The 26,211-nt window shown below is 68.1% G+C and carries 26 protein-coding genes; 7 read left to right on the forward strand and 19 right to left on the reverse strand.

The window, feature by feature from the left end; translation table 11 throughout:
- Nucleotides 1-18 precede the first annotated feature (18 nt).
- Nucleotides 19-1,218, reverse strand: a complete 1,200-nt coding sequence (locus A9975_RS09410) for a GGDEF domain-containing protein (RefSeq protein WP_183032347.1) — start codon at nucleotides 1,216-1,218, stop codon at nucleotides 19-21.
- Nucleotides 1,219-1,500: 282 nt separating this feature from the next.
- Here A9975_RS09410 and A9975_RS09415 point away from each other — a divergent pair, with 282 nt between their 5' ends.
- From A9975_RS09415 to shc, 4 genes are all read left to right on the forward strand, one after another.
- Entirely contained in the window at nucleotides 1,501-2,460 is a 960-nt protein-coding gene (locus A9975_RS09415) for a LysR family transcriptional regulator (RefSeq protein WP_183032348.1), read from the forward strand.
- A 270-nt stretch (nucleotides 2,461-2,730) separates the two neighbouring features.
- The gene (locus tag A9975_RS09420; RefSeq protein WP_255503129.1) at nucleotides 2,731-3,480 is read left to right on the forward strand and encodes a substrate-binding domain-containing protein; all 750 of its coding nucleotides are present in this window, start codon (nucleotides 2,731-2,733) and stop codon (nucleotides 3,478-3,480) included.
- Nucleotides 3,481-3,666: 186 nt separating this feature from the next.
- On the forward strand, nucleotides 3,667-4,242 hold the full coding sequence (locus tag A9975_RS09425; RefSeq protein ID WP_183032349.1) for a TetR/AcrR family transcriptional regulator: 576 nt from the start codon (nucleotides 3,667-3,669) through the stop codon (nucleotides 4,240-4,242).
- Nucleotides 4,239-6,281 (forward strand): squalene--hopene cyclase, encoded by a 2,043-nt coding sequence (shc, locus tag A9975_RS09430; protein WP_183032350.1) that lies wholly within the window; start codon nucleotides 4,239-4,241, stop codon nucleotides 6,279-6,281. Before A9975_RS09425 ends, shc begins: the two co-directional genes overlap by 4 nt.
- A 29-nt stretch (nucleotides 6,282-6,310) precedes the next feature.
- Here the strand turns inward: shc and A9975_RS09435 are convergent, their stop codons facing one another.
- The 7 genes from A9975_RS09435 to A9975_RS09465 form a co-directional block, all read right to left on the reverse strand.
- Entirely contained in the window at nucleotides 6,311-6,772 is a 462-nt protein-coding gene (locus tag A9975_RS09435) for a hypothetical protein (protein ID WP_183032360.1), read from the reverse strand.
- Between the two features lie 254 nt (nucleotides 6,773-7,026).
- Nucleotides 7,027-8,520: an FAD/NAD(P)-binding protein gene (locus A9975_RS09440; protein ID WP_183032363.1), complete on the reverse strand. Its 1,494-nt coding sequence runs from the start codon at nucleotides 8,518-8,520 to the stop codon at nucleotides 7,027-7,029.
- Between the two features lie 7 nt (nucleotides 8,521-8,527).
- Entirely contained in the window at nucleotides 8,528-9,838 is a 1,311-nt protein-coding gene (locus tag A9975_RS09445; RefSeq protein WP_183032365.1) for an acyl-CoA dehydrogenase family protein, read from the reverse strand.
- A gap of 56 nt (nucleotides 9,839-9,894) precedes the next feature.
- Complete coding sequence (locus tag A9975_RS09450) at nucleotides 9,895-10,839, reverse strand: ABC transporter substrate-binding protein (protein ID WP_183032367.1); 945 nt, start codon at nucleotides 10,837-10,839, stop codon at nucleotides 9,895-9,897.
- A 3-nt stretch (nucleotides 10,840-10,842) separates the two neighbouring features.
- Nucleotides 10,843-11,685: an ABC transporter ATP-binding protein gene (locus tag A9975_RS09455; protein ID WP_220810665.1), complete on the reverse strand. Its 843-nt coding sequence runs from the start codon at nucleotides 11,683-11,685 to the stop codon at nucleotides 10,843-10,845.
- The gene (locus A9975_RS09460; protein ID WP_183032369.1) at nucleotides 11,679-12,713 is read right to left on the reverse strand and encodes an ABC transporter permease; all 1,035 of its coding nucleotides are present in this window, start codon (nucleotides 12,711-12,713) and stop codon (nucleotides 11,679-11,681) included. Before A9975_RS09460 ends, A9975_RS09455 begins: the two co-directional genes overlap by 7 nt.
- Nucleotides 12,694-13,758: an ABC transporter substrate-binding protein gene (locus A9975_RS09465; RefSeq protein ID WP_183032372.1), complete on the reverse strand. Its 1,065-nt coding sequence runs from the start codon at nucleotides 13,756-13,758 to the stop codon at nucleotides 12,694-12,696. The genes A9975_RS09460 and A9975_RS09465 overlap by 20 nt, the downstream gene beginning before the upstream one ends.
- Nucleotides 13,759-13,967: 209 nt before the next feature.
- Here A9975_RS09465 and A9975_RS09470 point away from each other — a divergent pair, with 209 nt between their 5' ends.
- The gene (locus A9975_RS09470; RefSeq protein ID WP_183032375.1) at nucleotides 13,968-14,966 is read left to right on the forward strand and encodes a GlxA family transcriptional regulator; all 999 of its coding nucleotides are present in this window, start codon (nucleotides 13,968-13,970) and stop codon (nucleotides 14,964-14,966) included.
- An 8-nt stretch (nucleotides 14,967-14,974) separates the two neighbouring features.
- Here A9975_RS09470 and A9975_RS09475 read toward each other — a convergent pair whose 3' ends face one another.
- The 4 genes from A9975_RS09475 to A9975_RS09490 form a co-directional block, all read right to left on the reverse strand.
- On the reverse strand, nucleotides 14,975-15,337 hold the full coding sequence (locus tag A9975_RS09475; RefSeq protein ID WP_183032376.1) for a hypothetical protein: 363 nt from the start codon (nucleotides 15,335-15,337) through the stop codon (nucleotides 14,975-14,977).
- A gap of 153 nt (nucleotides 15,338-15,490) precedes the next feature.
- Nucleotides 15,491-15,859 (reverse strand): VOC family protein, encoded by a 369-nt coding sequence (locus A9975_RS09480; RefSeq protein ID WP_183032379.1) that lies wholly within the window; start codon nucleotides 15,857-15,859, stop codon nucleotides 15,491-15,493.
- Nucleotides 15,860-16,080: 221 nt separating this feature from the next.
- A complete protein-coding gene (fghA, locus tag A9975_RS09485; protein ID WP_183032382.1) occupies nucleotides 16,081-16,932 on the reverse strand; it encodes an S-formylglutathione hydrolase in 852 nt (283 codons plus the stop codon).
- Nucleotides 16,933-16,940: 8 nt separating this feature from the next.
- The gene (locus A9975_RS09490) at nucleotides 16,941-18,047 is read right to left on the reverse strand and encodes an S-(hydroxymethyl)glutathione dehydrogenase/class III alcohol dehydrogenase (protein ID WP_150985540.1); all 1,107 of its coding nucleotides are present in this window, start codon (nucleotides 18,045-18,047) and stop codon (nucleotides 16,941-16,943) included.
- 326 nt (nucleotides 18,048-18,373) lie between these two features.
- Here A9975_RS09490 and A9975_RS09495 point away from each other — a divergent pair, with 326 nt between their 5' ends.
- A complete protein-coding gene (locus tag A9975_RS09495; protein WP_183032384.1) occupies nucleotides 18,374-19,156 on the forward strand; it encodes an IclR family transcriptional regulator in 783 nt (260 codons plus the stop codon).
- Between the two features lie 47 nt (nucleotides 19,157-19,203).
- Here A9975_RS09495 and A9975_RS09500 read toward each other — a convergent pair whose 3' ends face one another.
- Both A9975_RS09500 and A9975_RS09505 read right to left on the reverse strand, forming a co-directional pair.
- Nucleotides 19,204-19,719, reverse strand: a complete 516-nt coding sequence (locus A9975_RS09500; RefSeq protein WP_174423614.1) for a hypothetical protein — start codon at nucleotides 19,717-19,719, stop codon at nucleotides 19,204-19,206.
- Nucleotides 19,720-19,741: 22 nt separating this feature from the next.
- Nucleotides 19,742-20,431: a flagellar brake protein gene (locus tag A9975_RS09505; protein WP_183032387.1), complete on the reverse strand. Its 690-nt coding sequence runs from the start codon at nucleotides 20,429-20,431 to the stop codon at nucleotides 19,742-19,744.
- Between the two features lie 306 nt (nucleotides 20,432-20,737).
- Here A9975_RS09505 and A9975_RS09510 point away from each other — a divergent pair, with 306 nt between their 5' ends.
- Nucleotides 20,738-21,484, forward strand: coding sequence for a flagellar brake protein (locus A9975_RS09510; protein WP_183032393.1), 747 nt, complete (start codon nucleotides 20,738-20,740; stop codon nucleotides 21,482-21,484).
- A 59-nt stretch (nucleotides 21,485-21,543) separates the two neighbouring features.
- On the opposite strand, the gene A9975_RS09515 is transcribed toward A9975_RS09510, so the two are convergent.
- From A9975_RS09515 to A9975_RS09535, 5 genes are all read right to left on the reverse strand, one after another.
- Entirely contained in the window at nucleotides 21,544-22,518 is a 975-nt protein-coding gene (locus A9975_RS09515; protein WP_183032396.1) for a helix-turn-helix domain-containing GNAT family N-acetyltransferase, read from the reverse strand.
- Between the two features lie 81 nt (nucleotides 22,519-22,599).
- Nucleotides 22,600-22,947 (reverse strand): hypothetical protein, encoded by a 348-nt coding sequence (locus A9975_RS09520; RefSeq protein WP_183032399.1) that lies wholly within the window; start codon nucleotides 22,945-22,947, stop codon nucleotides 22,600-22,602.
- A 20-nt stretch (nucleotides 22,948-22,967) separates the two neighbouring features.
- On the reverse strand, nucleotides 22,968-24,320 hold the full coding sequence (locus tag A9975_RS09525; protein WP_183032401.1) for an acyclic terpene utilization AtuA family protein: 1,353 nt from the start codon (nucleotides 24,318-24,320) through the stop codon (nucleotides 22,968-22,970).
- A gap of 41 nt (nucleotides 24,321-24,361) precedes the next feature.
- On the reverse strand, nucleotides 24,362-25,348 hold the full coding sequence (locus A9975_RS09530; RefSeq protein ID WP_183032403.1) for a tripartite tricarboxylate transporter substrate binding protein: 987 nt from the start codon (nucleotides 25,346-25,348) through the stop codon (nucleotides 24,362-24,364).
- 337 nt (nucleotides 25,349-25,685) lie between these two features.
- Complete coding sequence (locus A9975_RS09535; RefSeq protein ID WP_183032441.1) at nucleotides 25,686-26,054, reverse strand: mechanosensitive ion channel protein MscS; 369 nt, start codon at nucleotides 26,052-26,054, stop codon at nucleotides 25,686-25,688.
- Nucleotides 26,055-26,211: the final 157 nt, after the last annotated feature.

Raw genomic sequence — 26,211 nt, forward strand, 5'->3', positions numbered from 1 at the left:
GCCGCCTTTGCGGGTCGATCAAGGTTTGCCAGTGGCCAGTTCGGCGGGGGCGCTGTCCGCTGCCGGGGCAGGCACATGCGCCAGCATGCGGTTGCGTCCCGATAGCTTGGCCATGTAGAGCGCCGTATCGGCGCGCGCGGTGAGCTGCGCCAGGCTCTCGCCGGGGTGCCACCGGGCATAGCCGCCGCTCACCGTGTAGCGCACGGTGCCAAACGGGCCGCTGACTCGGCTACCTTCGGCCAGCAGGCGGATGCGCTCGGCGGCGGGGCGGTCCGCTTCCAGCGAACTGGCGGGCAGCAGCACGACGAATTCCTCGCCGCCCATGCGGCCGATGCTGTCAGGCGCGCGCAGGCTGGCGGCGGCCAGGCGCGCGAACTCCACCAGCACGGCATCACCGGCGGCATGGCCGAAGGTGTCGTTGACCGTCTTGAAGTGGTCGATGTCGATGATGAGCAGCACCGGCGCGGGGCCGCCGCGCCCGGCGCGCGCCAGCTCGCGCGCGGCCTCGTTCTCGAACGCCTTGCGCGACATCACGCCGGTCAGGAAATCGGTGTTGGCCACGGCCTCGAGCTGGCGCACCATGGCGTCGTGGATCATCAGCACGGCGCCCATGGTGAGGCCCGGCATGGCCAGTGCGCCGAGCACCAGGAAGGCGGCATTCAATCCGGGCGTGCTCGTCGTGGCAGGGTGGTCCATGATCGAGAGCGCAGAGAGCACGCCCCGCAATGCATGCGCCGCCGACAGGAAGAAGGCGAACCCGGCGGTGGTCAGGTAATGGCTGGCCGGGCGAGCGCGCGGGCGGTAGCGCACCAGCACGTACCCTGCGCAGGCGCAGAATGTGGCGTGGAATGCCGAGACGATGACCACGCGGGTATTGAAATCATTGAATACATAGCGCCACGTCACGATGCCGGCCACCACGGCGAGGGTGCCGGCGATCATCGTGCGCCAGGGTGGCTGCCGCCCGCAGAAACGGGCGATGCCCGCATGAAACAATGCCAGCCCCCAAGCCAGCGCGCCGTTGGCCACCACGATCGACAGCGCATCCGGGATCCTGTCGCGCAGTGTGATCAGCAGCAGCGCGACCATGGCCGTCAGGTTGGCTTGCCACCACAACGTCACGCCCGGCTGGCCGCAGCGCCGCAGCGACCAGACGATCGCCAGCATCATGACGCTAAGGAGCGTCGTAACGGCTAGCAGGGCGAACGGGTCGGACATCTGCAAATTTCCTCCGGTGCAGTGGGTGGGCGTGATGAGGTGCGATGGGGCTGGATGAGGCGGGTTGTCTCGCCAGGCCTGGCGGCGAAGCTCGGGAGAATACCTCAGTGGCGTTGCACCCGTTCACCTACGCACGTGGGGTGTCGGACAACCTCCTGCCGGAGGCCGGCGCGAGAGGACGCGCCGGGGCCGGACGGCTAGAATGCCGGGTGGAGCGCTTTGATCGGCCGGGCGCATCAATGCCTGCCTGATCCCCTCATCACCGCCTTAGCCTGGAACACAATGCAACCGATCAGATTCGACCTCGGCGACCTGCAGGCGATGGTGGCCGTGGTGGAGCAAGGTGGCTTCCGCGCCGCCGCCGAGGCCCTCAGCCTGTCGCAGCCGGCCCTGTCGCGCCGTATCGACAAACTGGAGCAGGCGCTCAATGTCAGGCTCTTCGAGCGCACCACGCGCCGTGTCACCCTGACCGTGGTGGGTCGGGAGTTTGTCGGCAAGGCGCGCGCGCTGCTGGCGGAAGTCGAATCTTCGCTGATGGGCATCGGCGACGCGGCCGCGACGCGCTCAGGCGAAGTGACGGTTGCCTGCGTGCCGTCGGCGGCGCATTACTTCCTGCCGGCGGTGATCGCGCGTTTTCATGCGCAATTCCCCAACGTCCGCGTCAAGATGGTGGACGAAGGCGCCAACGTCGTCTTGCACAGCGTGGCCAGCGGCGAGGCGGACTTTGGCCTGAACTTCATCGGCACGCAGGAGGCCGACCTGTTGTTCGAGCCCTTGCTGCGCGATCCTTTCGTACTGGCTTGCCGCCACGATCATCCGCTGGCCCGGCGCCGTTCGGTGAAATGGGCTGAACTTGGTGCACATACGCTGGTAGCGTTAGCCAAGTCGAGCGGCAACCGGCTGATGCTGGATCTTGCCCTGGCCGAGCTGCCGCTGCGGCCGGCCGCCTTCTACGAGGTGCGCCATGTCAGCAGCGTGCTGGCGCTGGTGGAGGCCGGGCTGGGGGTAGCGGCCGTGCCGCGCCTGGCGCTGCCCGGTGGCGAGCGCGCCACGCTGGTCGCGGTCCCCCTGCGCGATCCAGCCGTGTCCCGCACGCTGGGCATCCTGCGCCGCCGCGGGCGCACGTTGCCGGCGCATGCGCAAGCGCTGTATGACATGGTCGGGCAGGCGGTGACACGGCGCGGCAGGAGCGCGGCCACATCGGTGCACGGCGGAGGAGGCGGCGCCGGCATTGATGCGTAAAACCGATCAAAGCCAAGAAACATTGCATTATCGCCGTGCGCGGTGCTTGCATAGAATGGTCGGCCTGCGCCGCGGAGACTGACGCGGGCAGGCCGATTCCCATTTCAATGCCCACAGAGAGCGCATATGACCACGCCGACCACGCCGACCATGCTGACCATTGCCGTGCCGTACCCCGTCAAGGCAGCCCGCAAGCTTGTTTCCCCTTCCCATCCCCCCCGGCAGCACAAGCAGCCATGGCTGGCACTTCTGCTGGTCGGCGCCGCCAGCATGGCGCTGGCCGCCGGCAATGCGCTGGCCGACGAGGTCAAGGTCATGAATTCGGGCGGCTTTACCGCGGCTTACAAGGCGCTCGGCCCGGGCTTCGAGAAGGCCACCGGCAATACGCTGTCCACCGCATGGGGCCCGTCGATGGGCAAGTCGCCCGAGGCCATTCCCAACCGGCTCGCGCGCGGCGAGCATGCCGACGTGGTGATCATGGTGGCCTATGCGCTGGATGACCTGATCAAGCAAGGCAAGGTACTGCCGGACAGCCGGGTCGACCTGGCCGACTCGCGCATCGGCCTGTCGGTGCGCGAGGGCGCGCCCAAGCCGGATATCAGCACCGTCGACGCATTCCGCAAGACCCTGCTGGATGCCAGGTCCATTGCCTACTCGGATAGCGCCAGTGGCGTGTATGTCGAGACGGAGATGTTCAAGAAGCTGGGCATTGAGGCGCAGGTCAAGGGCCGAGCCCACAAGATCGAGAAGACACCGGTAGGCAGCGTGGTGGCGCAGGGCGATTACCAGATCGGGCTGCAGCAGGTCAGCGAGCTGCTGCCGGTCAAGGGCGCCAGCTTTGTCGGCAAGATTCCCGAGCCGTTGCAGAAAATCACCACGTTCGCCGCCGGCGTGCCGGTGGGGGCGGAGCATCCGGAGGCGGGGCGCGCGTTGATTCGCTATCTGGCTTCGCCTGCGGCGCGGGTGGAGATCGAGCGCAGCGGGATGGATCCGATCGTGGGGAATACGCGGGGACAGTGAGTGTGAGACGAGGGGCGGGCGCTGGTTGCGCGTTCGCCCTGACGCTCGCCCTGGCGATCCGGAGCGGCGGCGAAGCGGCTCCGGCAGGTCTGCTCCGGCGCGAGGAGACTTCATCCTGAATCCGGTTCTTGGCATGCCGTGCAAGCGGATTCAAAACAATCCGTCTGGATGGTATGATCCGCGTCCATGACACAAGCACACCGCCGAAAGAAGCAGCCCGACGTGCTGCGCCCGCAGCTATTGCACTCCGCGGCCCAGCTCGCCCTCGAGTCCGGCCTGCGCGCCGTGACGCTGGATGCGGTGGCGGCGCGTGCCGGCGTCAGCAAGGGCGGCTTGCAGCATCATTTCCACAATAAGCAGGCGCTGCTGGACGCGCTCTTCGACGATGCGGTTGAGACCTTCAACACCGATGTGGCCGCTGCGATCGCCAGCGACACGCAGGCCGAGGGCCGCGCGGCGCGGGCCTATATGCGGGCGACGTTGCAGGAAGAGCGGAACGAGGACGCCGCCAGCTATCTGCATCTGCTGCTGGCGCTGATGCTGACCGATGCCGATACGCGCGATCGCTGGGCCCCACGCATTGCCGAAATCACACGCCCCGATTCGCTGCCCGCGGCGGAGGCGGCGAGGCTGATGATTTGCCGCCTGGCTGCCGACGGGCTGTGGCTTGCCGACCTGCTGGGCAGCCAGTCGATGGAGCCCGGGCTGAGGGCGGAAGTCCTGCGTCAGCTGGATCAGATGACACGGCGCCAGCCGCAATGAACGCACGACCGAACTCGCAATTGAATACCCAGTTGAATACCCGGCTAAACGCGCAACCCGGCACCTGGCAGGACGCCGGCGCGCCCACGCAAGACACAGCCGCCACCCCTGGCGCCGATGCGAATCTGCACCGGGCCATCGACGCGGCCCGCGAGGCCCTGCTGAGCCACCAGCATCGCGACGGCCACTGGTGCTTCGAGCTGGAGTCCGATGCCACCATTACCGCGGAGTACATCCTCATGATGCACTTCGTGGACGAAATCGATGCCGATTTGCAGGCGGCGATGGCGGTCTACCTGCGCAGCATCCAGCGGCACGACCGTCATGGTGGCTGGGACCAGTACCACGGCGGCGCGCTCGACGTGTCATGCAGCGTCAAGGCCTATTTCGCGCTGAAGGCTGCCGGCGACGACCCCGATGCCCCGCACATGGCCCAGGCCCGCCGCGCCATCCTGGCGCAGGGCGGGGCCGCCAAGGCCAATGTTTTCACCCGCATCCTCCTGGCCACGTTCGGGCAGGTGCCTTGGCGCGCCACGCCCTTCGTGCCGGTCGAGCTCATCCTGTTCCCGCGCTGGGCGCCGGTGCACCTGGACAAGATGGCCTACTGGGCGCGCTCCACGCTGGTGCCGCTGACGGTACTGTGCTCGTTGCGGGCCAAGGCCATCAATCCGCACGCTGTCGGGGTCAGCGAGCTGTTCGTCACGCCGCCCGAGCGCGAGCGGCACTATTTCTCCCGCGAGGGCCTGATGCGCAAGGCCTTTCTGGTGGCCGACAAGCTGGCACGCACGATCGAGCCGTGGATTCCCGCCGCGGTGCGCCGGCGGGCCATCGCCCGGGCGCAAGCCTGGTGCGTGGAGCGCATGAACGGCGAGGATGGCCTGGGTGGCATCTTTCCGCCGATGGTGTACTGGTACGAGATGATGGCGCTGCTTGGCGTGCCGAAGACCGATCCGGCACGCGTTACCTGCCTGGCCGCGATCCGCAAGCTCGTGGTGCGCCGCGCCGACGGCTCGGCCTATTGCCAGCCCTGTCTGTCACCGGTGTGGGATACCGCCTGGAGCATCATGGCCTTGCAGCACGCCGGCACCGACGCGCGCACGCAGCAGGCGGTGCAGCGCGCCTACGACTGGCTGGAAGTGCGGCAGGTGCGAGACCTGCGCGGCGATTGGGGCAAGCACGCGCCAGCCTCCGTGCAGCCCGGCGGCTGGGCGTTCCAGTACGCCAACGCCTATTACCCGGACATCGACGACAGCGCCGTGGTAGCCGCCATGCTGGCCGTGCACGCGCGCCGGATCGGCCAGCCCGAGCGCTACCAGGACGCGGTCGCGAGCGCCGTGAAATGGATGGTAGGTCTGCAATCGCGCAACGGCGGCTTTGGCGCTTTCGATGCCAACTGCGATCGCGAGTACCTGAACCGCATCCCCTTCGCCGACCATGGCGCCCTGCTGGATCCGCCCACCGAGGACGTTTCCGGGCGTGTGCTGCTATGCATCGGCCTGAGCGGAAACCGCGAAGCGCACGCCGCCGCCGTCGCGCGCTGCGTGGCCTATCTGCGCCGCACCCAGCGCGCCGACGGCGCCTGGTGGGGACGCTGGGGCAGCAACTATATCTATGGCACCTGGAGTGTGCTGGCGGGCCTGGCGCTGGTGGGCGAGGACGTGCGCCAGCCCTATATCCGCAAGGCAGTCGACTGGCTGCTACGCTGCCAGCACGCCGACGGCGGATGGGGCGAGACCAACGATAGCTACTTCGATGACTCGCTGGCCGGCACCAATGGGGGCGAGAGCACGCCCAACTGCACCGCCTGGGCGCTGCTGGCCCTCTTCGCCGTGGGCGAGGTGGATACGCCCGCAGTGCGCAAGGGCATTGCTTACCTGCTGGACTGCCAGGCTGGCAGCGGCCTTTGGCAGCATCCTTCGCACAACGCGCCGGGATTTCCCCGCATCTACTACCTGAAGTACCACGGCTATACGGCCTATTTCCCGCTATGGGCGCTGACGCGCTACCGTCAGCTGGCAAGGCGCCCCGCGGCGAAGTAGGCGCCGAGGCGCCCCATACGGGCCCCCGGTCAGTCGCGCATCGCGGGCAGGGCGTTGCCCGTCAGCAGCACCGCCGCCTGCTCGCCATACGCCACCACGTAACCACCGTTGGACGCTTGCCATGCCTGCGCGCCTTGCCGGTCGGCGAACCAGAGTTGCTGGTAGTCGCCGAACTGTCCAAGGTCGAGGCGGTAGCGGTCCAGTACCCTGGCGGGCCGGCCGTCGATGTCGCGTTTGCATGCGGACCAGCTGGCGTAGCCCAGTTCGGCCGCCAGCAGTTGCAGGCAGTGCTTGAGCTGCAGGGTGTGGCGCAGCCGGTAGAGTTCCGCGACGCTTTGCGAGCGTACCTGCGCGCGGTGGATGCGCCGGATTACCGGTAGCGCCTGCATGGCTTGTTCGGCGTGGAGCTGGCGCAGCAGCCTGCGTGCATGGCGGCGCAGGAAGTCGCTATTGGGAGGGCGAGCGGGTGTGTTGAGCGTTGTGAGCCACATGTCATATCCTTTGCAATGCCGTTTCCCGCGGCGGCAAAAAAGGTCAACGGTGTGGTTCTTGCAACGAACTGGCGGTGCCGGGCTGGATCGCTCGGCACCGTACGGTACGGGCAGGCAGGTGCGCTGGCTTTTGCGGGAGCGGGCGCCCTGCCGGCGCCCGGACCAGATTATATGCCAACGGCGGGTGCGCTTGGCAAGCGTTGCCGCTTTCAGGATGCGCCTGCCCTTTGGCCGAATGCCAGCCTGCCAGCCTGCTAGGCTGCCTGCGCCTCGATCTCGGCCTTTAGTCCGAGTTCCTCCACCAGCCGCGCCGCCAGCGCTGCCGCCTGGTTGCGCACGTCGATGATGGTGCCGGATTCCCACAGTGCCCCGCGCAGCGGCGCGCCCAGTGCGCTGAGGCCCGGCACGAGGCGGCCGCCGCGATCGAACACGCGGCCGTGCGCGTCGCCGTCGAGGCCGGATCCGGCTGCCGCTGGCCGGACCAGGCCGCGCGCCAGCAGGCTGCGCACCAGCGGCCGGGTGTTGCCGGCGTGCCAGCCGTACTCCGCGCCGGTGCAGTTGATGGCGGCGTCCACCGTGGACGGGGCTTCTAGTTCGCGGGAGAGGTGCAGGGCCACCCAGACGGGTTTCTCCGCCTTGCCTGCGGGGCCGCGTTGCCAGCCGTTGGCGTCGTTCACTTCATTCTTGCTGGCCACGGCTTCGAGCGCCGTGACGCGGGCGGCGTGCACATGCAGGCGGCCCTGCGCACGCACTGCCGCGAAGACCGCGTGCGTGGGCGGCGCCGCGCGATGCAGCAGGTTGTCCCAGAAGGGGCGCACATGGCGCAGGAAGCGTTGGCGCTCCGGCACGCTGGCGGCTGCCCACAGCGGGGCGATGTAGGTGCGCAGCGCGGGTGGCACGCTTTGCCAGTCGAGGCCCTGGGCGGCCAGCTTGTCGCGCTGCCGGCGCACCCGGCGGACCACGCTGCGGGCGGTGGGCGCGGCCAGCGCTTCGGGCCCGGCGGCGGCGAGGAAGTCGTCGCAGGGGCCGGCGTTGTGGCGCAGCCAGGGCACCAGCGCGCGCCGCGAGAATGCGTGGTAGGTGCCGGTGAAGCCGAGCCGTTCCAGCGTGGCAACCACGTCGAGCATGGTCAGGCTGGTGCCGATCAAGGCGATGTCGCGCGCGCTTGCCAGGCGGGCCAATGCGTCCGGTTGCCAGGGATCCGGGACGTAGCGGCCAGCGGTTTCCAGGGTGTCGTCTTGTGCCAGCGCTGGCCGTGCCTGCTGCACGCCGGTGGCCAGCACGATGTGGTCGGCGTCCCATGCGCGGCCGTCGGCGCTGCGCACGCGGTGCGGCACGCCAATGGTCACGTCGGTGATTTCCGTGCGCACGTGCTCCAGCGTGGCGCGTCCGGCGGCGCCGGCCAGGGCGCGCGCCAGGGTGTCTCCCAGGTAGTCGCCATAGACGCTGCGCGGGGCGAAGGCATTGTCGGCCTCGGCGGCGCTGGCATGCCCGTGGCGCACCAGCCATTGCGAGAAGTCCTCGAGTGCTTCGGGATGAAGGCTGAAGTTCAGCGCGGGCCCGTTCAGGTAGTGGGCCGGGTCCTGCGTGCTGTAGGCCAGGCCGCGCCCCGGCTCGGCGCGCGGCTCGAACAGTTGGATGGCAAGCGGGGCGCTGCTGTCGCGCAGCAGGCGGATGGCGCTCAGCGTGCCGGCCATGCCGCCGCCGACGATGGCGATGCGGCGCGGCTGGGAGTCGGGTTGGGTCATGATGGCCTCAGGCTTGGCTGCCGGGCGGCGTGGCTGCCGCGGCATGGGTTGCGACGTCGGCCGCCGCGCGCAGGGCCTGCGCGCCGGCGCCGGCCAGGATCGCGTCGTTCTGCGGCGTGTGGATGCGGCTGCAGAGCACGTTGCGGTAGTGGCGCTCAAGTGGGTTGCCGCGCGACAGGGCGGGGTTGCCGGCGTGCCTGAGCGCGAGCTCGACGGCGTCGATGGCGTTGTCGGTCACGGTGAGCTTGAGCAGGTTGCTGTCGCTGGCGCTGGCTGGCGCGCCAGCATCGGCATCCGCGCTGAAGCGCTCCAGCAGCACGCGGTTGGCCAGCAGCCACCCGTCGATGCGGCCCACCGCTTCCTGGAAGCGCGGCAAGGTGGCCAGCGGCGCGCCCAGGCTGCCGGGGGCGCGCAGGTTGAGCCATGCCACGAACCAGTCGCGGGCGCTGCGCGCCACGGCGTCATAGAGCGTGCCGAGCAGGGTCGACGTCCACACGGCCCAGGCCGGTTCGTAGCGCTCGCCCCAGGCGGCGGGCAGGCGCAGGTCGACCGCGTAGGCGGCGGGCAGCGGCGTGTTGTCGAAGACCACGTCGTGGCTGCCGGTGGCGCGCATGCCGAGGTGATCCCAGGTGGGCACCACGGTGATGCCGGGCGCGTCGCGTGGCACCAGGAACACGCCGGTGCGCGGGACCGGCTCATCGGTGCGTCCCCACACGGCCAGCCAGCTCAGGGCCGGGATGCCGGTGGAGTAGATCTTGTGGCCGGACAAGAGCCAGCCATCGCCATGCCGGCGCGCCACCGTGGCCGGCAGGCCGCCGCGCGCGGGAGACCCCAGCTCGGGCTCCACCCGCAACGAGTTGATCAGCGCGCCTTGCTCGACCGCGCTGCGCTGCACCTGCTCGCGCACGGGCGCCGGCCATTGCGTGTCTTGCGCCAGGTTGCGGTGGCCAAGGATCTGCATCACCAGCACCAGCGCGGTAGACGGATCTCCGGCGGCAACGTGATGGACGATGCGGCGGGCGTCGGCTAGTCCCGCCCCGGCACCGCCAAGCGCGCGCGGCACGGTCAGGGCGAGCAGGCCAAGCTGGTGGAGCTCGGCGATGTTCTCGAAGGCGAAGCTGCCATCGCGATCATGGGCGGCGGCGCGCGCGGCAAAGCGCTCGGACAAGGCATGCAGCGCTTCCTCGGAGGGAAGCGCGCGGGCCGCGTCGGGCGGTGGCGGGGCCGGCTCGGCAGGCTCGGCTGAGGCAAAGCCGTTCTCGCGATGCCACTGGGTAATCCGCTGCCGGCTGGTGGTGCCGGTGGACTGCAAGCTCATGGTTGCTCCTGTCGTGTGCTTGTGCTGTTTTGTCTTTGGTGTTGCGTGGCGGGTGTTTAGTGGCAAATCAGCCCGCTTTCCACCAGCATCATGTTGAAAGCGGCGTCGCCGGCGGCCGCGTCGCGCAGCCGCGCAAGGCGCCCGTCGCGCTGCCAGCGCGCCAGCCATTGCGCCAGGTAGCGGGCGGATTGCGCGTCCGGCTGGCGCAGCGCCAGCGCCGCGCCCTCGCCGTCGAGCACCAGCGGTGCCGCGGTAAAGAAACGCCATTCGGGCAAGCGCATCACCCGGGCGACCAGCGTGGCGTCTTCCGCCACCGCCGCGCACTCGCCGCGGCGGAATGCCAGCAGCGCCTGCAGCGCAGAGGGATAGCTGCGCAGCACGGCGCCGGCGCGCGCCAGCGCGGGTTGAAAAGGGCCGCCCGCGCTCACGCAGGCCGTCTTGCCGTTGAGTGCATCGAGCCGGCTGACCGGCGTGTAGCGCAGCGTCAGCAAGGTGCCGCGTGGCGTGGCCGGTGCCGGCACGGCGGCCGCGCGCGGATGTCCGGCGTCCTGCGGCGCGCCGAAGGCGAGGTCGATATCCGTGTTGGCGCTGTTGCCGAAGTCGGCAACGGGCAGATGACGCAGCCGCACCGGTACGCCCAGTGCACGGCCGAGCTCGGTGGCCAGTGCGGCTTCGCCCGGATCGGGCTGCGCGATCAGGGGCCGGCCCGGTGGCGTGGGGCGCGCATAGGCGTGCACGCCCACCACCAGCTCGCCGCGCGCCCTGGCCTGCAGGAGCAGCGGGCCGGGCTCGGCCGGTTGTGCTTGCCAGGGTGCACCGGTGAACAGCCAAAGCGGCACGGCCATGGCACCGGCGGCCAGTGCCATGGCGCCTGCCGCGCGGCGCGCAGCACGCAGCGCTGCCGGCGGGATGCGGGGCAGGGCGCGCGCTGGATTGCGCTCTTGCACCGCATGCTGGCCCAGCCACCCTGTGCCGTTCAGATGCCAGAGCTCATCGGGCATGGCTTACCATCCCTGGCCCAGCCCCAGCAGACCCAGGATCTCGCGGCGCAGCCGGATCAGCTCGGGATCGTCGCGGTGGCGCGGGTAATCGCGATCGATCTTGATTTCCGCCGTGATGCGGGCAGGGCGTTCGCTGAACACGATCACGCGGGTTGCCAGCAGCAGCGCTTCTTCCACGTCGTGGGTGACCAGCAGCGCGGTAAAGCGCGAGCGCTGCCATAGCGAAACCAGTTCGCCTTGCATGCTCAGGCGCGTGAGGGAATCGAGCTTGCCCAGCGGTTCGTCGAGGATCAGCAAGCGCGGCTCGTTGACCAGCGCACGCGCCAGCGCGGCGCGTTGCGCCATGCCACCGGACAGCTGGCGCGGATAGGCCCGCGCGAACTCGGTCAAGCCGACGCGCGCCAGCGCATCGTCCACGCGCTCGCGCTGGCTGCTGAGCAAGCCGCGCGCCTCCAGGCCCAGCGCGGCGTTGTCCCAGACGGTGCGCCACGGGTACAGCGTGGGGTCCTGGAACACCACCACCCGGCTGGGGTCAGGCCCGCCGATCGGCACGCCATCGACTGCCAGCGTGCCTCGCCGCGGTGGCTCCAGCCCGGCCACGAGCCGCAGCAGGGTGGACTTGCCGCAGCCGCTGGGGCCGAGCAAGGCCACGAATTCGCCCGGCTCGGCCGTCAGGCTGACGCGGCTGAGCACCGGCAACACCTGGTCGCGCAGCGTGAAATGGTGGCTCACCTGATCGATCGTCAGGCGCACGCCATTGTTGGCTTTGGCGCTGGCGCTGGCCCTGCCGGTAGCGGCTTGCACAGCTTGGGCCTGGGCGGGTTTGTCGAGCACGGCGCTTACCATTTGACCACTCCTTTTTGCCATGCCAGCAGGCGATCCCGCGAGCGGAACAGCAGCGTGATGAGTCCCGAGAAGATGATCGCCATGACCAGCAGCGCGCCGTACATGCTGGCGTAGGCGGCCCAGCCCTGGGCCCATTGCAGATACCAGCCCAGCCCGGACTTGACGCCCAGCATCTCTGCCACCACCAGCACGGAGAACGACGCGCCAAGGCCCATGAACAAGCCAACGAAGACGCTGGGCAGCGCCGCGGGCACGGCCACCTTGAGCACCAGGAAACGCTCCTTGGCGCCGAGCGTGCGCGCCACGTCGTAGTACGCCGGGTCGACCGCCGCCACGCCCGACCAGGTCAGCACCGTGACCGGGAACCACGTGGCCAGCGCCACCAGGAAGGTCGCGGCGCTGGCGCTGCTGGGAAAGGCGAAGAACACGATCGGCAGCCAGGCCGTGGCGGGCAGCGGGCCCAGCAGGCGCAGCACCGGATGGACCCAGTAGCCCGCGCGGGTCGACCAGCCGATGGACACGCCGGTCAGGAAGCCCGCCAGCGCACCCAGCAGGTAGCCGGTGGCCAGCAGGCGCAATGAATGCGCCACCGCCTCTGCCAGCCGCGCGTAGTCCTCGACAAAGACTTCGACAAGCGCCTGGGGTGGCGCGAAGAAGGGGCGCGGCAGCAGCCCGAGCTTGGCGGTCACCACTTCCCAGGTGAAGGTCAGCACCGCCAGCACCAGCAGCCATGGCCCCGCGCGGCGCAACGAGGTGCCGATGCCGCCCAGCCGGTGCTGCACGAAGGCCAGCACCAGCAGCACTACGGCAATGCCTGCGAACAGCGAGGCGGTCTCATGGGTTAGCGGCCAGTCCTCCGGCTCCGGCCAGAACTTGACGATGGCCGCCACGCTCAGCCAGGCCGCCGCGGCCAGCGCGCCACCTCGCCAGACGCGCGGCACGGCGGGCGCGGGCACGGCCAGGAAATCATCGTGCGCATCCTGCAAGCCATGCGCGCCGTGTTGCCCTTCAGCCGAGAACGTTGGCATAGATGCGCTCCGCGAATTTGTTGGAATCGGTGCCCGGCCGGATGACCGAGACCAGCTTGAGCTCGTCCGTGTATTGCGCCAGCTCCTTCTTCAGGTCCGCGCCGACCGGATGGTGGCCGTGGGTGTGGCTCTTGAGCATGGCCACCACATCGGCCTGCGGCACCTTGGCGAACTCGGCAAAATGCCGGGCGGTTTCTTCCGGGTGGGCTACCGTCCAGTCCTGCGCCTGCAGCACGGCGTGGGTGAGCGCGGCGGCAGCCGGCTTGTCCTCGCGCAGCAGGCTGCCGCGAATCCCCAGCACGCAGCAGGAACGGTTGGCGTATTCATCCGACAGGTTGGTGGCCACCTCGACCAGGCCGCGTTCCTTGCGCAGCAGGTAGGTGCGCGGATCGCCATCGGCGGCGGCCTGGGCCTCGCCCTTTTCCAGCGCGATGCCGAGCAGGTCCGCCGGGTACTGGCGCCACTGCACGTCGCGCACCGGGTCGATGCCGCGCTTGGCCAGCAAGATGGAGAAGAAATTCTTGGCCGGGCTGGCCATGTCGCTGACTGCTACTGTCTTGCCCTTGAGGCTCTTCAGGTCGGTCACGCCGGAATTGCGCAGGGTGAGCAGCCGCATGCAGCCGCCGTGGGTGGCTGCGGTCAGCTTCACGTCAAAACCCTGTTCCAGCGGCTTGAGCCAGCGCAGCGCCATGCCTACGCCCGCATCCGCCTTCTTGGTCGCAATGGCTTCCAGCAACTGGTCGGTGGAGCCGCCGAAGTTGATCAGTTCCACCTCCAGCCCATGGTTGCGGAAGATGCCTTCCTTCACCGCCGCGGCGACCGGCGCCAGGCACACGCCGCTGGCGTTCCAGGCCAGCTTGATCGGCTTGAGCTGCCCCGCGGCGCTGGCCCGGGACGTCCAGACAAAGGGTGCGATGCCGGTGGCCACGGCCAGCGTGCCGGCTGCCTGCAGCCAGCCGCGGCGGCTCAGGGTGGCGGTGCTGCGCGGGTTGTCCGCGGGCGCGGGACCGTGGTCGGCCGACGGTTGCTCTGGCTCTTGATGCATGACACTCCTCGTTAGGCGGCGGTACGCCCGATGTGGTGGGATGTGGACGATATGCACCATGCTAAGAACAGGTTCACTGCAATAGAACGAATTTGTTGGCACAAGCTTGCGCGCCCAGCGACTAATGCGGCCGCGGCATATGCTTGTGCGCAGGCGGTAGCCGACGGCCCGCTGGGTTAAGATCGCCGCTTTCCGCTCCGGTCAGATCGATGCAAGCGCAGGCAGTCGCCACCCCAAGGCGGGTGGATATCGTGGTGTACCCCGGCTTCAAGGCCATGGAGGCGATCGGCCCGATGACGGTGTTCGACTACGCCAATGTGCGGCTGGCCCAGCTCGGGCAGCAACCGGCCTATGCCACGCGGGTGGTGGCGCTGGAGGCCGGCCCGGTGCGCTCGGACACGCTGATGACGCTGGAGGCCACGGCGCGGCTCGACCCCGTGCTGCTGCCGGATATCGCGGTGATCGTCGGCGCGCGCGACATCGAACGGGCGATGGGAGACGCCGAGGGCATCGTGCCGTGGGCGCGCGCCGTCGCGCCACGCATCGGACGATTGATTGCGTTGTGTTCGGGCACCTTCTTCCTGGCGGCGGCGGGCTTGCTGGACGGGCGGCGCGCCACCACGCACTGGAGCGTCGCCACGCTGCTGCGCCAGCGCTTTCCGGCTGTGGAGGTGGATGCGGATGCCATCTTCATCCGCCAGGGCAACCTGTGGACGTCCGCCGGGGTGACCGCCGGCATCGACCTGGCGCTGGCCGTGGTGGAAGAGGATCTTGGCCGGGACCTGGCCCTATACCTGGCACGCGAGCTGGTGGTCTACCTCAAGCGCCCGGGCGGGCAATCGCAGTACAGCCTGCACCTGGCCAGCCAGGCGACCAGCCATGCCGGCATTCGCGGAGTGCAGGACTGGATCCTGTCCGACCTGGCGCACGATTTCACGCTGGAGGAAATGGCGAGGCGGGTGGCGATGAGCGAGCGCAATTTCCGGCGCGTATTTGCGCGGGAGGCGGGTGCCAGCCCGATGGCGTTCATCGAGTCGGCGCGCATCGAAGGGGCGCGGCGGCTGCTGGAGCAGGGTGAACTGCCGCTCAAGGCCATTGCGGCGCGCACGGGCTTTGGGTCGGATGAAGGGCTGCGGCGCGCGTTCCTGCGCCAGCTAGGTATCACGCCGCGCGAGTACCGCGAGCGGTTTGGGGCCTTGCAGCCATAGCGCGGTGCTTACGGGTTGCCTGTGGCAGGCGATGCCGCCGCGGAGGGCGCATTGGCGCGAAGGCCTGGATCCTGGCTCGCCGGCGTATCGGCGCCGGTGCCGTTCTGCGTGCTGTCTTGCGAGCGCTGGCGACCCCGGCCGCGGCCGCCGCCACGCCCGCTGGTCCCGACCGGCGTGGCGTGGTTCTGCCGCAACTCCTGGTTGATGCTGTCCACCGTGCGCGGCGAAGGCGTCATGCGCGCGAAGTTGCTCTGGATCGCGTTCATGGCTTCGTCGCCGCCCGCCGGCGAGCCTTGCGCAAAGGCGGCGCAGGAGAGCAGTAACGTAGCTGCCACGGGAATCAGGCGGAACGTGCGGGCACTGCGGAGCATCGTGTTGTCCTTCGGGGTTGTCGCGTTCCCGGGGGATGCTATCAGCATGGTGTGCCGGCGGGCAACGCGGCGCCCGGCGGATTCCGTTTCAGCGGCCACCGGCTTGTTTCAACGTATTACCAAGCGGCGCCGCCTGCCCAAAGCGAGGCGGCGCTACTCCAGGTTCTGCCCGATACGCCACAGCACCCCGGATGGGTCCAGCAGCACGAAATCCCGCATCTTCCACGGCTGGTCCTGCGGCGGCATCAGCCTCACGCCGTAGCGCCCGGCGAGGTCTTGCGCGTTGACCTTGTCCCACCAGGCCCCGACGTCCTCCACCAGCAGGTGCATCATCAGGTTCTCGGCCAGGTCCCGCACGTAGAAATTCTGCAGCATGAAGCTGCACGATCCGTGATGCAGGTAGGCCAGGCTGTCGTCGCTCCACGGCATGACGAAACCCAGGTCCTGGTAGAACTGCTTGGAGAGCGCGAAATCGCGGGCGGGCACGAAGGCCTTGAGTTCGATGGCGGACAGGTTGCTCATGGTATGGGTGCCTCCAGGCCGGGCCAGACAAGCGGCTGCGGTTGGCTTTTTGTTTTTTAGCAGGAACGCAGGGCAATGCTCCAGCGCTGCTGCGCACGCGTCTCGATCCCGACATTGTCGTGTTGGGGCAGTACGTTGCCATCGGCGCCGCGGATCGATGTCGACATGGCTCGTGCGTGCAGGGGAGCGGCAGCTTGCCGCGCCCCTGCCGGCGGCGCACTTCAGAGCTGCGCTGCGTGATGCCGGAGATGGTTTTCCATCAAGGTGGAGATGAAGTAGTAGCCGTGGTCGTAGCCCTCGTGCCGGCGCAGCAGCAGCGGCTGCCCGATGGCGGCGCACGCGGCTTCGAAGACCTCCGGATACAACTGCTCTGCGAGGAATTTGTCGGCCAGGCCCTGGTCGACCAGGATGCCGCGGGGGAAGGGCGCCTTTGCCTGGCGCGCCATCAGCGCCGAGGCATCGTACTGTTCCCAGCTGGCGCGATCCTCGCCCAGGTAGCGGCTGAACGCTTTCTCGCCCCAGGGGCAACGCGTGGGCGCGGCGATTGGCGCAAACGCCGACACCGAGCGGAAGCGCCCGGGGTGACGCTGCGCCAGCACCAGCGCGCCGTGCCCGCCCATCGAGTGGCCGAAGATGCCAACGCGCTGCGCATCGGCCGGCAGCACGGTGGTGACCAGGTCGAACAGCTCCTGCGTCACGTAGCTCTCCATGCGCCAGTACTGGCTCCACGGCGCCTGCGTGGCGTCCAGGTAGAAGCCCGCCCCCACGCCGAAATCCCACGAATCGGCCTCGCCGGCAATACCGGTGTCGCGCGGGCTGGTATCCGGCGCCACCAGGATCAGGCCGTGCTCGGCGGCATAGCGCTGGGCCCCGGCCTTGATCATGAAGGTCTCCTCGGTACAGGTCAGGCCGGCCAGGTAGAACAGTGCGGGCAGGCGCCGTTCGGGCTGGACCAGCGCCTGCGCGGGCAGGAACACCGAGAACCGCATCGGCAGGCCGATGGTGGCCGACGCATGGCGATAGAAGCGCTGCACGCCGCCGAAGCAGCCGTGTTCGGAGAGAAGCTCGAGCATGGCCGGCCTCAGTACAGCACTACCGAGCGGATCGACTCGCCGCGCTTCATCAGGTCGAAGCCCTCGTTGATGCGCTCCAGCGGCAGGGTGTGGGTGATCAGGTCGTCGATGTTGAGCTTGCCCTCCATGTACCAGTCGACGATCTTGGGCACATCGGTGCGCCCGCGCGCGCCGCCGAAGGCCGATCCCTTCCATTCGCGCCCGGTCACCAGCTGGAACGGACGGGTGGAGATTTCCGCGCCCGCCTCGGCCACGCCGATGATGATGGACTTGCCCCAGCCCTTGTGACAGCACTCCAGCGCCTGGCGCATGACCTTGGTGTTGCCGATGCACTCGAAGGAGTAGTCGGCGCCGCCATCGGTCAGTTGCACGATATGGTCCACCACGTTCTCGACTTCATTCGGGTTGACGAAATGGGTCATGCCGAACTTGCGCGCCATGGCTTCGCGGCCCGGGTTCAGGTCCACGCCGATGATCTTGTCCGCGCCCACCATCTTGGCCGCCTGGATCACGTTCAGGCCGATGCCGCCGAGGCCGAACACCACCACGTTGGCGCCGGCTTCCACCTTGGCGGTAAACAGCACCGCGCCCACGCCGGTGGTCACGCCGCAGCCGATGTAGCAGACCTTGTCGAATGGGGCGTCCGGGCGGATCTTGGCCAGAGCGATTTCCGGCACCACGATGTGGTTGGCAAAGGTGGAGGTGCCCATGTAATGGAAGATCGGCTTGCCATCGATGGAAAAGCGTGAGGTACCGTCGGGCATCAGGCCTTTGCCCTGGGTCGAGCGAATGGCCTGGCAAAGGTTGGTCTTGCGCGACAGGCAGAACTTGCACTGGCGGCATTCCGGCGTGTAGAGGGGGATCACGTGGTCGCCCGGCTTGAGCGAGGTCACGCCCGGGCCCACGTCGGTGACGATACCGGCGCCTTCGTGGCCCAGGATGGCCGGGAAGATGCCCTCCGGGTCGGCGCCGGACAGTGTGTAGTAGTCGGTATGGCAGATACCCGTGGCCTTGATCTCCACCAGCACTTCGCCAGCGCGCGGGCCGTCCAGGTCCACTTCTTCCACGGTCAGCGGGGCGCCGGCTTTCCAGGCGATGGCGGCTTTGGTCTTCATGATGGTTTTCCTTGGTAGTGGCTGGCAGCCAGTGCGCCGGCCCGATGTCTGGGGACGAAATTCGGCGCCGCGCGGTACAGGCCCGGGCGCGGCGTCTTTCGTCACCAGCCACTATACGTCGATCCGGGTGGCCATGGACGCCCGAAGCGGCGGATTTGGCCTTGGGCGCCTCCTGTTTGGCCAAAATCGTGGGTTGGCTGGCCGGGTTGGTTGACCGGGCCGGCGGGTGCGGCTTAAATGCCGGTTCCACCCAAGCGTTGCCGCCCGAGCTCAATGTCCTTGCCGTATTGCCTGTGCGCCTCGCCTACCACCAGCAAGGACCGGACATGAGCCACGAATCCGAGCGCACTTCCCGCGCCTCGCCAGTGCAACGCGCCCTCTGGATCCTGCGTGCCCTGTCCGACCCGCAAGTGCGCCGCCTGTCCGACGTGGCGCGGGCCACCGGGCTGGACCCGGCCACCGCGTCGCGCCTGCTGGAGTTGCTGGTGGCTGAAGGCTTTGTCACTCGCGATGCCAGCCGGCGCTTTGGCATCGGCCCGGAGATATTCCAGCTGGCCGACGTGGCCCAGCGCCGGGTCGACCTGCGTGCACTGGCACGGCCGAGCCTGGAGCGGCTGGTGGAGGAGTTCGAGGATACCGCCGTGCTGACGCTGGCCAGCCGGGGCGAATCGGTGGTGGCGGATATCGAGCTGGGCACGTTCCCGATCCGCGCCAACTATGTCGAGATCGGCACACGCCGCCCGCTCGGGGTGGGCGCAGGCAGCCTGGCGGTGCTGGCCTGGATGCCGGAAGCCGAGCGCACCGCGCGGACCCGGCTTGGCAAGGTGCAGTGCGCGCGTTACCCGCGCCTCACTGCCGAGGTCATCGGCGAGCAGATCGAGGCCGCCCGTGCGCGCGGCTATGCCTTGTTCCTGGATTGGGTGGTCGACAAGATGGGTGGCATCGCCGTGCCGCTGCTTGACTACGAGGGCCGCCCGCTGGGGGCGTTGAGCGTGGCGGCACTGAGCGAACGGATCTTGTCTCGCGAGGCAAAGATGGCACGCCGGCTAAAGGAGGAGGCGCGGCGCATCACGGGTGCGTGGGCGCGCCGGGCGCTGCGAGACTCGTGACTAGTGCAATCGCGTGTCTCTGCGGTGCGTCTCTGAGCTAGCGCGCCTCAAGGCATGTCGAACTGTTCCGCCGGCTTGCCCTGGTCCAGTTCCGGCAAGCCCGCGGAATACATCACCGCCCAGTTGTCGGGACCCAGCCCGCCATCACGGCAAGGCAGGCTGGCGATGCGTTTCTGGTCTTTCTCCACCACCAGCCCCTCCTTCTCCCAGCCCTTGCCGCTGCCGGCATAGACCACGTAGTCGTAGCCGCCGTTGGAGAACCTGAAGTAATCGGTGCCGCCGCCGGAGTAGGCCGTGACACCCCAGCGGAAGTGCTTGCGCGGATCATCCGTGAGTTTCGGGTACGCCAGTTCGACGGCGCCCTTCTTGCCAAATCGGTACTGCACATACCCCTTGGTCTTGGACAGGTCCGGCGAGGCGCAGAGCGACACAAGCTTGTTGCCCTTGACGGTGCAGGAGAACGCAACTTGCTCGTCCTTCGTGCACAGCGAGTCGCGTGCCGTTGCAGTCAGCGAAAACATCGAAAGCAGCAGGGCGCCGAAGACGCGATGCGGGTGGGACATGAGTGGCTCCGGAAGAGGGGGCTCAGGCGAGCACGGCAGCCTGATCGAATGCGACGAATTCGCAGCCGTAGTGGTGTACCACATCATCGGCCGTGTTCACCAGTTGGTAACGCATGACGCGCACGCTGATCTCGAGCCTGGCCAGCGTGCCAAAGCTGAGGATGCCTCTGGGGAGCACCGTCCCGACGGGCAGCGTAGCGGTCCCCGGCGCGCGCGAGCGCAGTCCCACGCCGGAAGCCGATAAGTCGGCAATGTCCAGGATGAGCGTGGTGCCGTCAGGCAAGCCGGTCTCGAACGTGTAGTTATAGTCCAGCGTTTCTGCCCGGTAGTCGCGCCGCCGCTGCACCTGGGACAGCTTTTCCGGGAGTGGCAGGGCGAATGCAGTAGCGCCGGCGAACACGCAGCGCTTCGCGGCGCCCAGGGCAAGCGTGACCGAGACATCGTCGAGCACAGTCGAAAGCTCGCTCTGTGCGCTGGCCAGTACCGCCTGGTTGTCGGATTCGTTCTCGCAGCCCTCAAGCGTAAACTGGCGCGCTGCGACATCCACAAACAATACCCGCGAGCGCAAGGTGCGCCCATCAGGCAAGCGCAAGTCGAGGTAGCGCTCCTGCGTAGCCAGGACATCCAGCATGTCGTGGATCTCATCCGCAAGCGCGTGCTGGAATCCATCCGGTGACGGCGGGTTTATCGAAGCGGGATCAAGTCTATTCATGGGTTGGTGTGGCTGACCGGCAAAGGCGGCCGCAAGCATGGCTGCTAAACGTTGCCTAACGGCAGGAATCTGCCAATCTTTAGCCCGGGCGAGAGCGTGGCGGATGCCTAAAGAACGTGCTCGCAATGCCGTTAGAGCCGTCGGCATGCAAACGAATGAACAAATGATGCAAAGCGGGGAAGTGCAGCCTCGAAGCTGGATGCGCGCAGCGTTGCCCGATCCAATATCCAATGTCTTGAATGAGTTAGTTGCGATGAATCGTAGCGCGCGCGCGGCCATGCTCCTGGGCCATCCGGCACCACCACCATGGCCTCGGCAGCCATAGGTACGTCCCTGCCGTTTCCATTGGCGGCGAACGGCGATGTCGAGCGGATCAGCGATCCGGACCAGGTACTTGAGATCCTGCAGGATCTGGTTCGCAAGCGCATCCGGCTCCATCTTCATCCTGCGCAGCAGTGCCGGGTGGCTTCGAGCTTTCTGTTTATCGATCCATCCAAAGGCAGCTGCGTGCTCGCGTGGTGCCGCAATGGCGTGGAGCTGGAGGCAATCCTGAACGCCAGCGACATGGCGGCTTCGGCGTCGATGGGCGACATCACGTTCCAGTTCCGCATCGCTTCTGCCGCCGTCACCCGTTTCGATGGCGGACCGGCGTTTCTCGCCCCTTACCCGACCGGGATCTATCAAGTCCCGCGCCGCAGGCATTTCCGCGTCCGCCCGCAGGAGGATAAACAGTGCCGCTGCCAGATCCTGCTAAGCGACGGCCAGCTCGTGGAGATGGAAGTCGCTGACGTGTCGGTGTCCGGCGTGGGCTTGCGCTCCCGCAGTGTCGGCCCGCAGCGCTTGCCGGTCGGGACCTGGATCGCTGAATGCCATCTGGACCTTGGCGAGCTGGGCGGGTTGAACCTGGCGTTGCAGGTGGTGCGCCATCGAAAGGCCTGGCGCGGCGACGAGGCGCACCATCATTTTGGCTGCCACTTTGGCCAGATGGATGTTCAGGCCGCGAAGTGGCTGCAGCGCGTTGTGTTTGCGCTGGAGCTGGCCGGCCGCGAGTAAGCAGGCTAGCAGGCCAGCCGGCCGCTCAGCATCGCTGCGGCCATGGTCGGACATCGAGCTCAGCCCTTGGCGGCATTGCGCACAAAGCGCTGCTCTGTCACGGCAGCGCCCCATTGCTCGCCCGGCGCCTCCTGCACAAGTTGAAACCCGTGAGACTCATAGAGATGGCGCGCCGCGTCGAGGCCCTTGAACGTCCACAGGTAGGTTTGCCTGTAGCGCGCATCCGCGAAATCCAGCGCGCGTTCCAGCAACTGGCGTCCAATGCCGGTGCCGCGCAAGGCGTTGTCGACGATAAACCAGCGCAGGTGGGCGAGCCCGCCCGGTTCGCCATCGATGGCGATGCTGGCCAGCGACCGGCCGCCTTCCAGGCACAGCCACAGTTGCCTGTCCGGCGATGGCAGGCTGGTCGCGAAAGCGGCCAGTTCGGTGGCCACCTTGTTCTCGAAGAAGCTGCCGAAGCCCACCAGTTGCGCATAGAAGCGGGCATGCAGGCTGGCGATATCGCCGATGCAGCCCGGGCGGTAGCCTTCCTGGATCCCGCTGCCCATGCCGGCATCGTCCCCGGGGGGCTTGTGCGCGTTGTCCGCAGCAAGCGCATCCGCATAGATCGACAGGGACCGGACCAGCGCTTGCTGGTCGGCCGGGGTCAGCCGCCGCAATGCGCTGGAGACCTGTTCGGTGGCAAAGCCATCGATCTGGTGGTGCAAGTGCCTGCCGGCGTCGGTCAGGTTCAGGTGGGACGAGCGCGCATCGTCGGTCGCGGCCGTGCGTGCGACCAGACCCAACGATTCAAGCTTGGCGAGCTGCCGGCTTGTATTGGACTTGTCCAGCCGCAGGATACTGGACAGATCGCGCGCCTGCAGCCCCGGCGCCAGCCCGATCTCGATGATGGCGTGCACCGCGGAGGGCGCAAGCTGGCTATCGGCCAGCGTGGTCCGCATGAATCCGAGCTCGCGGACCAGCTTTCTGGAGAACACCCTGAGCGCGGCGATCGTGGCCTCACGCGGCTCGGGCAGGGGCTCGACGATATCCATGGCGGCTCCATTGGTTGCGCATCGCAACCATAATAGTTGCGGATCGCAAGTTTTTCAAGAAGCCTAGCGGGAGAGGCCCGCCTACGCCGGCCCGCGCAACAACGGGGCCAAGGCCTGCGGCAGCTCCACCTCGAACCGCAGTATCGCGCTGGCCAGCGCCTTGCCGTAGTTGTCCAGCGCCAGGCTGCGCGATACGCCGCCGCCCAGTGCGCCATGCGCAACGAAGTTGAGCACCTGCAAGCCATCGGCTTCGAAGCGCTCGACCTTGCCGGCGACCACGCCGCCATACAGGCTCTTGAAGGCTTGGGCGGTGAGCTGCGCCTTGAGATACGGGTAGAACGCGGCGTCGTAGGCGATCACCGAGGTGTTCGAAATATCGCCCTTGTCGCCGGACCGCGTATGTGCCACGCGCCTTAGCAGAACTTTCATGATATGTGCCTCGCAGCGGATCAAAGGAAATGGATCTCGGAGCTGACCTGCGCGCGCGGCACCAGGGCCGACCACACCCCGATGATCTCGCGCGTGCGCTCCTGGTGCGGCACGCGCTTGCCGGTGGAGGCCAGGCCGCACACGGCCATGCTGTCGATCTCGCGGCCGACCTTGGCGGCTTGCTCGCGGGTGAGGGTGCGCGCGGCCACGCGCACGGCGATCTCGTTGGGCTCGCAGGCCGGCGCCGGGGAGGCCTCGCCGTGGATAGCGTTGACGCCGAGGAAGTCGATGCGCAGCGCTTGCGCGTCCAGCCCCGCCAGCTGGAACCGGTGCGCCAGGATGGTCTTGGCCAGCCGCGCTTTTTCCAGGCAGCCGGGGCCGGCGTAGAAGAACATGTCCTCGCCGATAAAGCCCTCCGTGCAGCCAAGCGAGACCTTGAGCGTGGGCGTGCGCGGCGATCCGCTAATGCCGCTCATGCGCACCTGGTCGGGCGCAACCTGCTCCAGTTGCGCCGTGGTGAAATCCACCACCACGTCAGGCGTGATGTAGCGGCGCGGGTCGTGCACCTCGTAGAACATCTGCTCCTTGACGGTCTGCAGGTCGATGCGGCCGCCGGTGCCTGCCACCTTGGAAATCAAGGCCGTGCCGCTCGCGTCCACCTCGGCAATCGGGAAGGCCAGGTTCCACGGCTCGGGCACGTCCTTGTAGCCCGGGTCGCCAAAATAGCCACCCGTCACCTGTGCGCCGCATTCCAGCAAATGGCCGATGGCGCTGCCACGCGCGAGCAGCTCGGTATCTTCAGGCTGCCATCCGAACGCATGCATCATCGGCGCGAGAAACAGGGAAGGATCGGCCACGCGGCCCGTCACCACGATCTGCGCACCGGCTTGCAGCGCGCGCACGATCGGCTCCGCGCCCTCATACGGCTCGGCCGAGATCAGCGAGCCGCGCAGGGTGGCGATGGGCGCGCCGGTTTCCAGGATCTCCAGTTGCTGGTCGCAGATGGTGCCGGTCAGGTCGGTGGTGGTGATCGCCGCGATCTTCACGCCGGGCAGGCCGAGCTCTGCGCACAGCTGCGCGATGCGCCGCGCCGCGCCGAGCGGATTGATCCAGCCCTGGTTACTGACGATGCGCGTGCCGTTGGCGATGCAGTGCGGCAGCACGGCGCGCATGCGCTCGTCGAGGTAGGTGTCGTAGCCTTCGAAGGCGGGGTCGCGGCGTTTTCGCACCTGCGCGGCGCAGACGGTGGCCTCGGCCATGGTTTCGAAGCAGAGGAAATCGAGCTTGCCGTGCTGCGCGCTCAGGGCCGCGGGTTCGACGCGGTCGCCCCACCAGCCGGAGCCTGAGCCAATGCGCAGGGTCTTGGTTGCCATGACGGGATCCTTGGTTTGTTGTTCTGCGTGGAGTCTTGGGCTTACTGGGCCTGGATGCCTGCGCTCTTGATCACGCGCGCCCATTTCTCGGTATCGGCGCGGATCACCGCGGCGAAGGCGGCGGGGGAGTCGCCGCCGGGCACCGCGCCGAGCTGCTCGATGCGCTGCTTGACCTCGGGCGTGGCCAGCACCTTGGCCACCGTTTGCTGCAGGCGCGCCACCAGCGCGGGCGGCGTGCCGGCCGGGGCCAGCAGGCCGAACCACGAGTTCACCACGTAGCCGGGCAGGCCCGACTCCGCCACGGTGGGCACATCCGGCAGGATGGGCGAGCGCTGCGGGCTGGTTACCGCCAGCGCGCGTACCTTGCCGGCCTGGATTTGCGCCAGCGCCGAGGGCAGGTTGTCGAACATGAGGTTGACCTGTCCCGCCAGCAGGTCGGTCATGGCGGGCGCCGCGCCCTTGTAGGGCACGTGCTGCATCTTCACGCCGGCCATGCTGTCGAGCAATTCGCCAGACAGGTGCGGCGAGCCGCCGGTACTGGTGGAGGCGTAGTTGAGGCTGCCCGGCCGCTGCCTGGCCAGCGCGATCAGTTCGGCCACGGATTTGACCGGCAGCGTGGCATTGGTCAGCAGCACGTTGGGCGAGTTGGCGACCAGCGTCACCGGCGCGAAGTCCTTGGCCGAGTCATACGGCATGCGCGCATAGAGAAACTGGTTGGTGACCTGGGTGCCCAGCGTGCCCATCAGCAGCGTGTAGCCGTCTGGCGCGGCCTTGGCCACGGCCTCGGCGCCGATGTTGCCGCCGGCGCCGGGCCGGTTGTCCACCACCACGGTTTGTCCCAGCGCCTCGCCCAGTTTCTGCGCCATCAGGCGCGCGAGGATGTCGGTGGTGCCGCCGGGGGTGAAAGGCACCACCAGCCGCAGCGGTTTGGTGGGGTAGTTGTCCGCTGCCCGCGCCGGCAGCGCAAGCTGGGCGCACAGGGCGGCGCAGGCCATGGCGGCCAGGCGGAGGGTGGCACGTCGGTGCATCGTTGTCTCCTCGCAGGCGCTGCCGTGGCGGCGGTGCCCGGTGGGTTTGCCGTGTGCGCGGGTGCGCCACGGCATTTTGTTTAATGAAATATTTTTTGGGTGATCTTATGCATTAGCCGGTTTGAAGGTCAAACAAAGGCTATAGATTTTCATTGAATGAAAATTGGATGCGTCGGCAAGGTGCCCAGAGGTCCTGGTGGTGCCGGCGGGCCGCTTGCCGACCGGCACGCTCGGGCGCGAAGACATCAAGCATGGCTTCGGCCGGCTACGCACCGGGCAGGCGATCCAGCAGAGGGTGACTATGGGGGAACAGGGTGGTGCTTGACGGTAGCCGCGCTCAGTACCCTTGATACCCCTGGTACCCCTGGTATTGCGGCTGCGGTGCCTGCTGGTAGTAATAGGGCGCCGGCTGCGGCGCGCATGGCACGTACGCGCGATCGTAGTCCCGATAGCAGTATCCCGGCGGGGGGCCATATGCGGGCTGGGGCGGCGCGGCCACAACAACCGGCTGGCTGGCCACGGCAGTGCCGATCACGGCCAGTCCGACCAGAGCGCCAACGGCCAGCGCTACCGCGCCGGCCGAACCGCCGCCGCCGTGGTAGCCGCCCTGGTAGCGGTCGCGTGCCGAAGCAGGTCCTGCGGCCAGCAGCGCGGCGGCGACGAGGCCCGCGCCGACGACGCGGATGGCACGATGGGTGTTGCGCATGACTGACTCCTTGAGACGGCCAGCGGGGGCGGCTGGCCATGAGGTCATCTTAGGGGGCAGGTGTCTGCGCAATAGATTGGCGCGGTTAGCAGATGTAACGCCAATACCACCGTGATCACGCCGATCAGGGGGCGGGGCGCGGCGGGGGCGATTGCGG

It is taken from the genome of Cupriavidus sp. UME77, from assembly GCF_014170355.1.
In the GTDB taxonomy this organism is placed as follows: Bacteria; Pseudomonadota; Gammaproteobacteria; order Burkholderiales; family Burkholderiaceae; genus Cupriavidus; species Cupriavidus basilensis.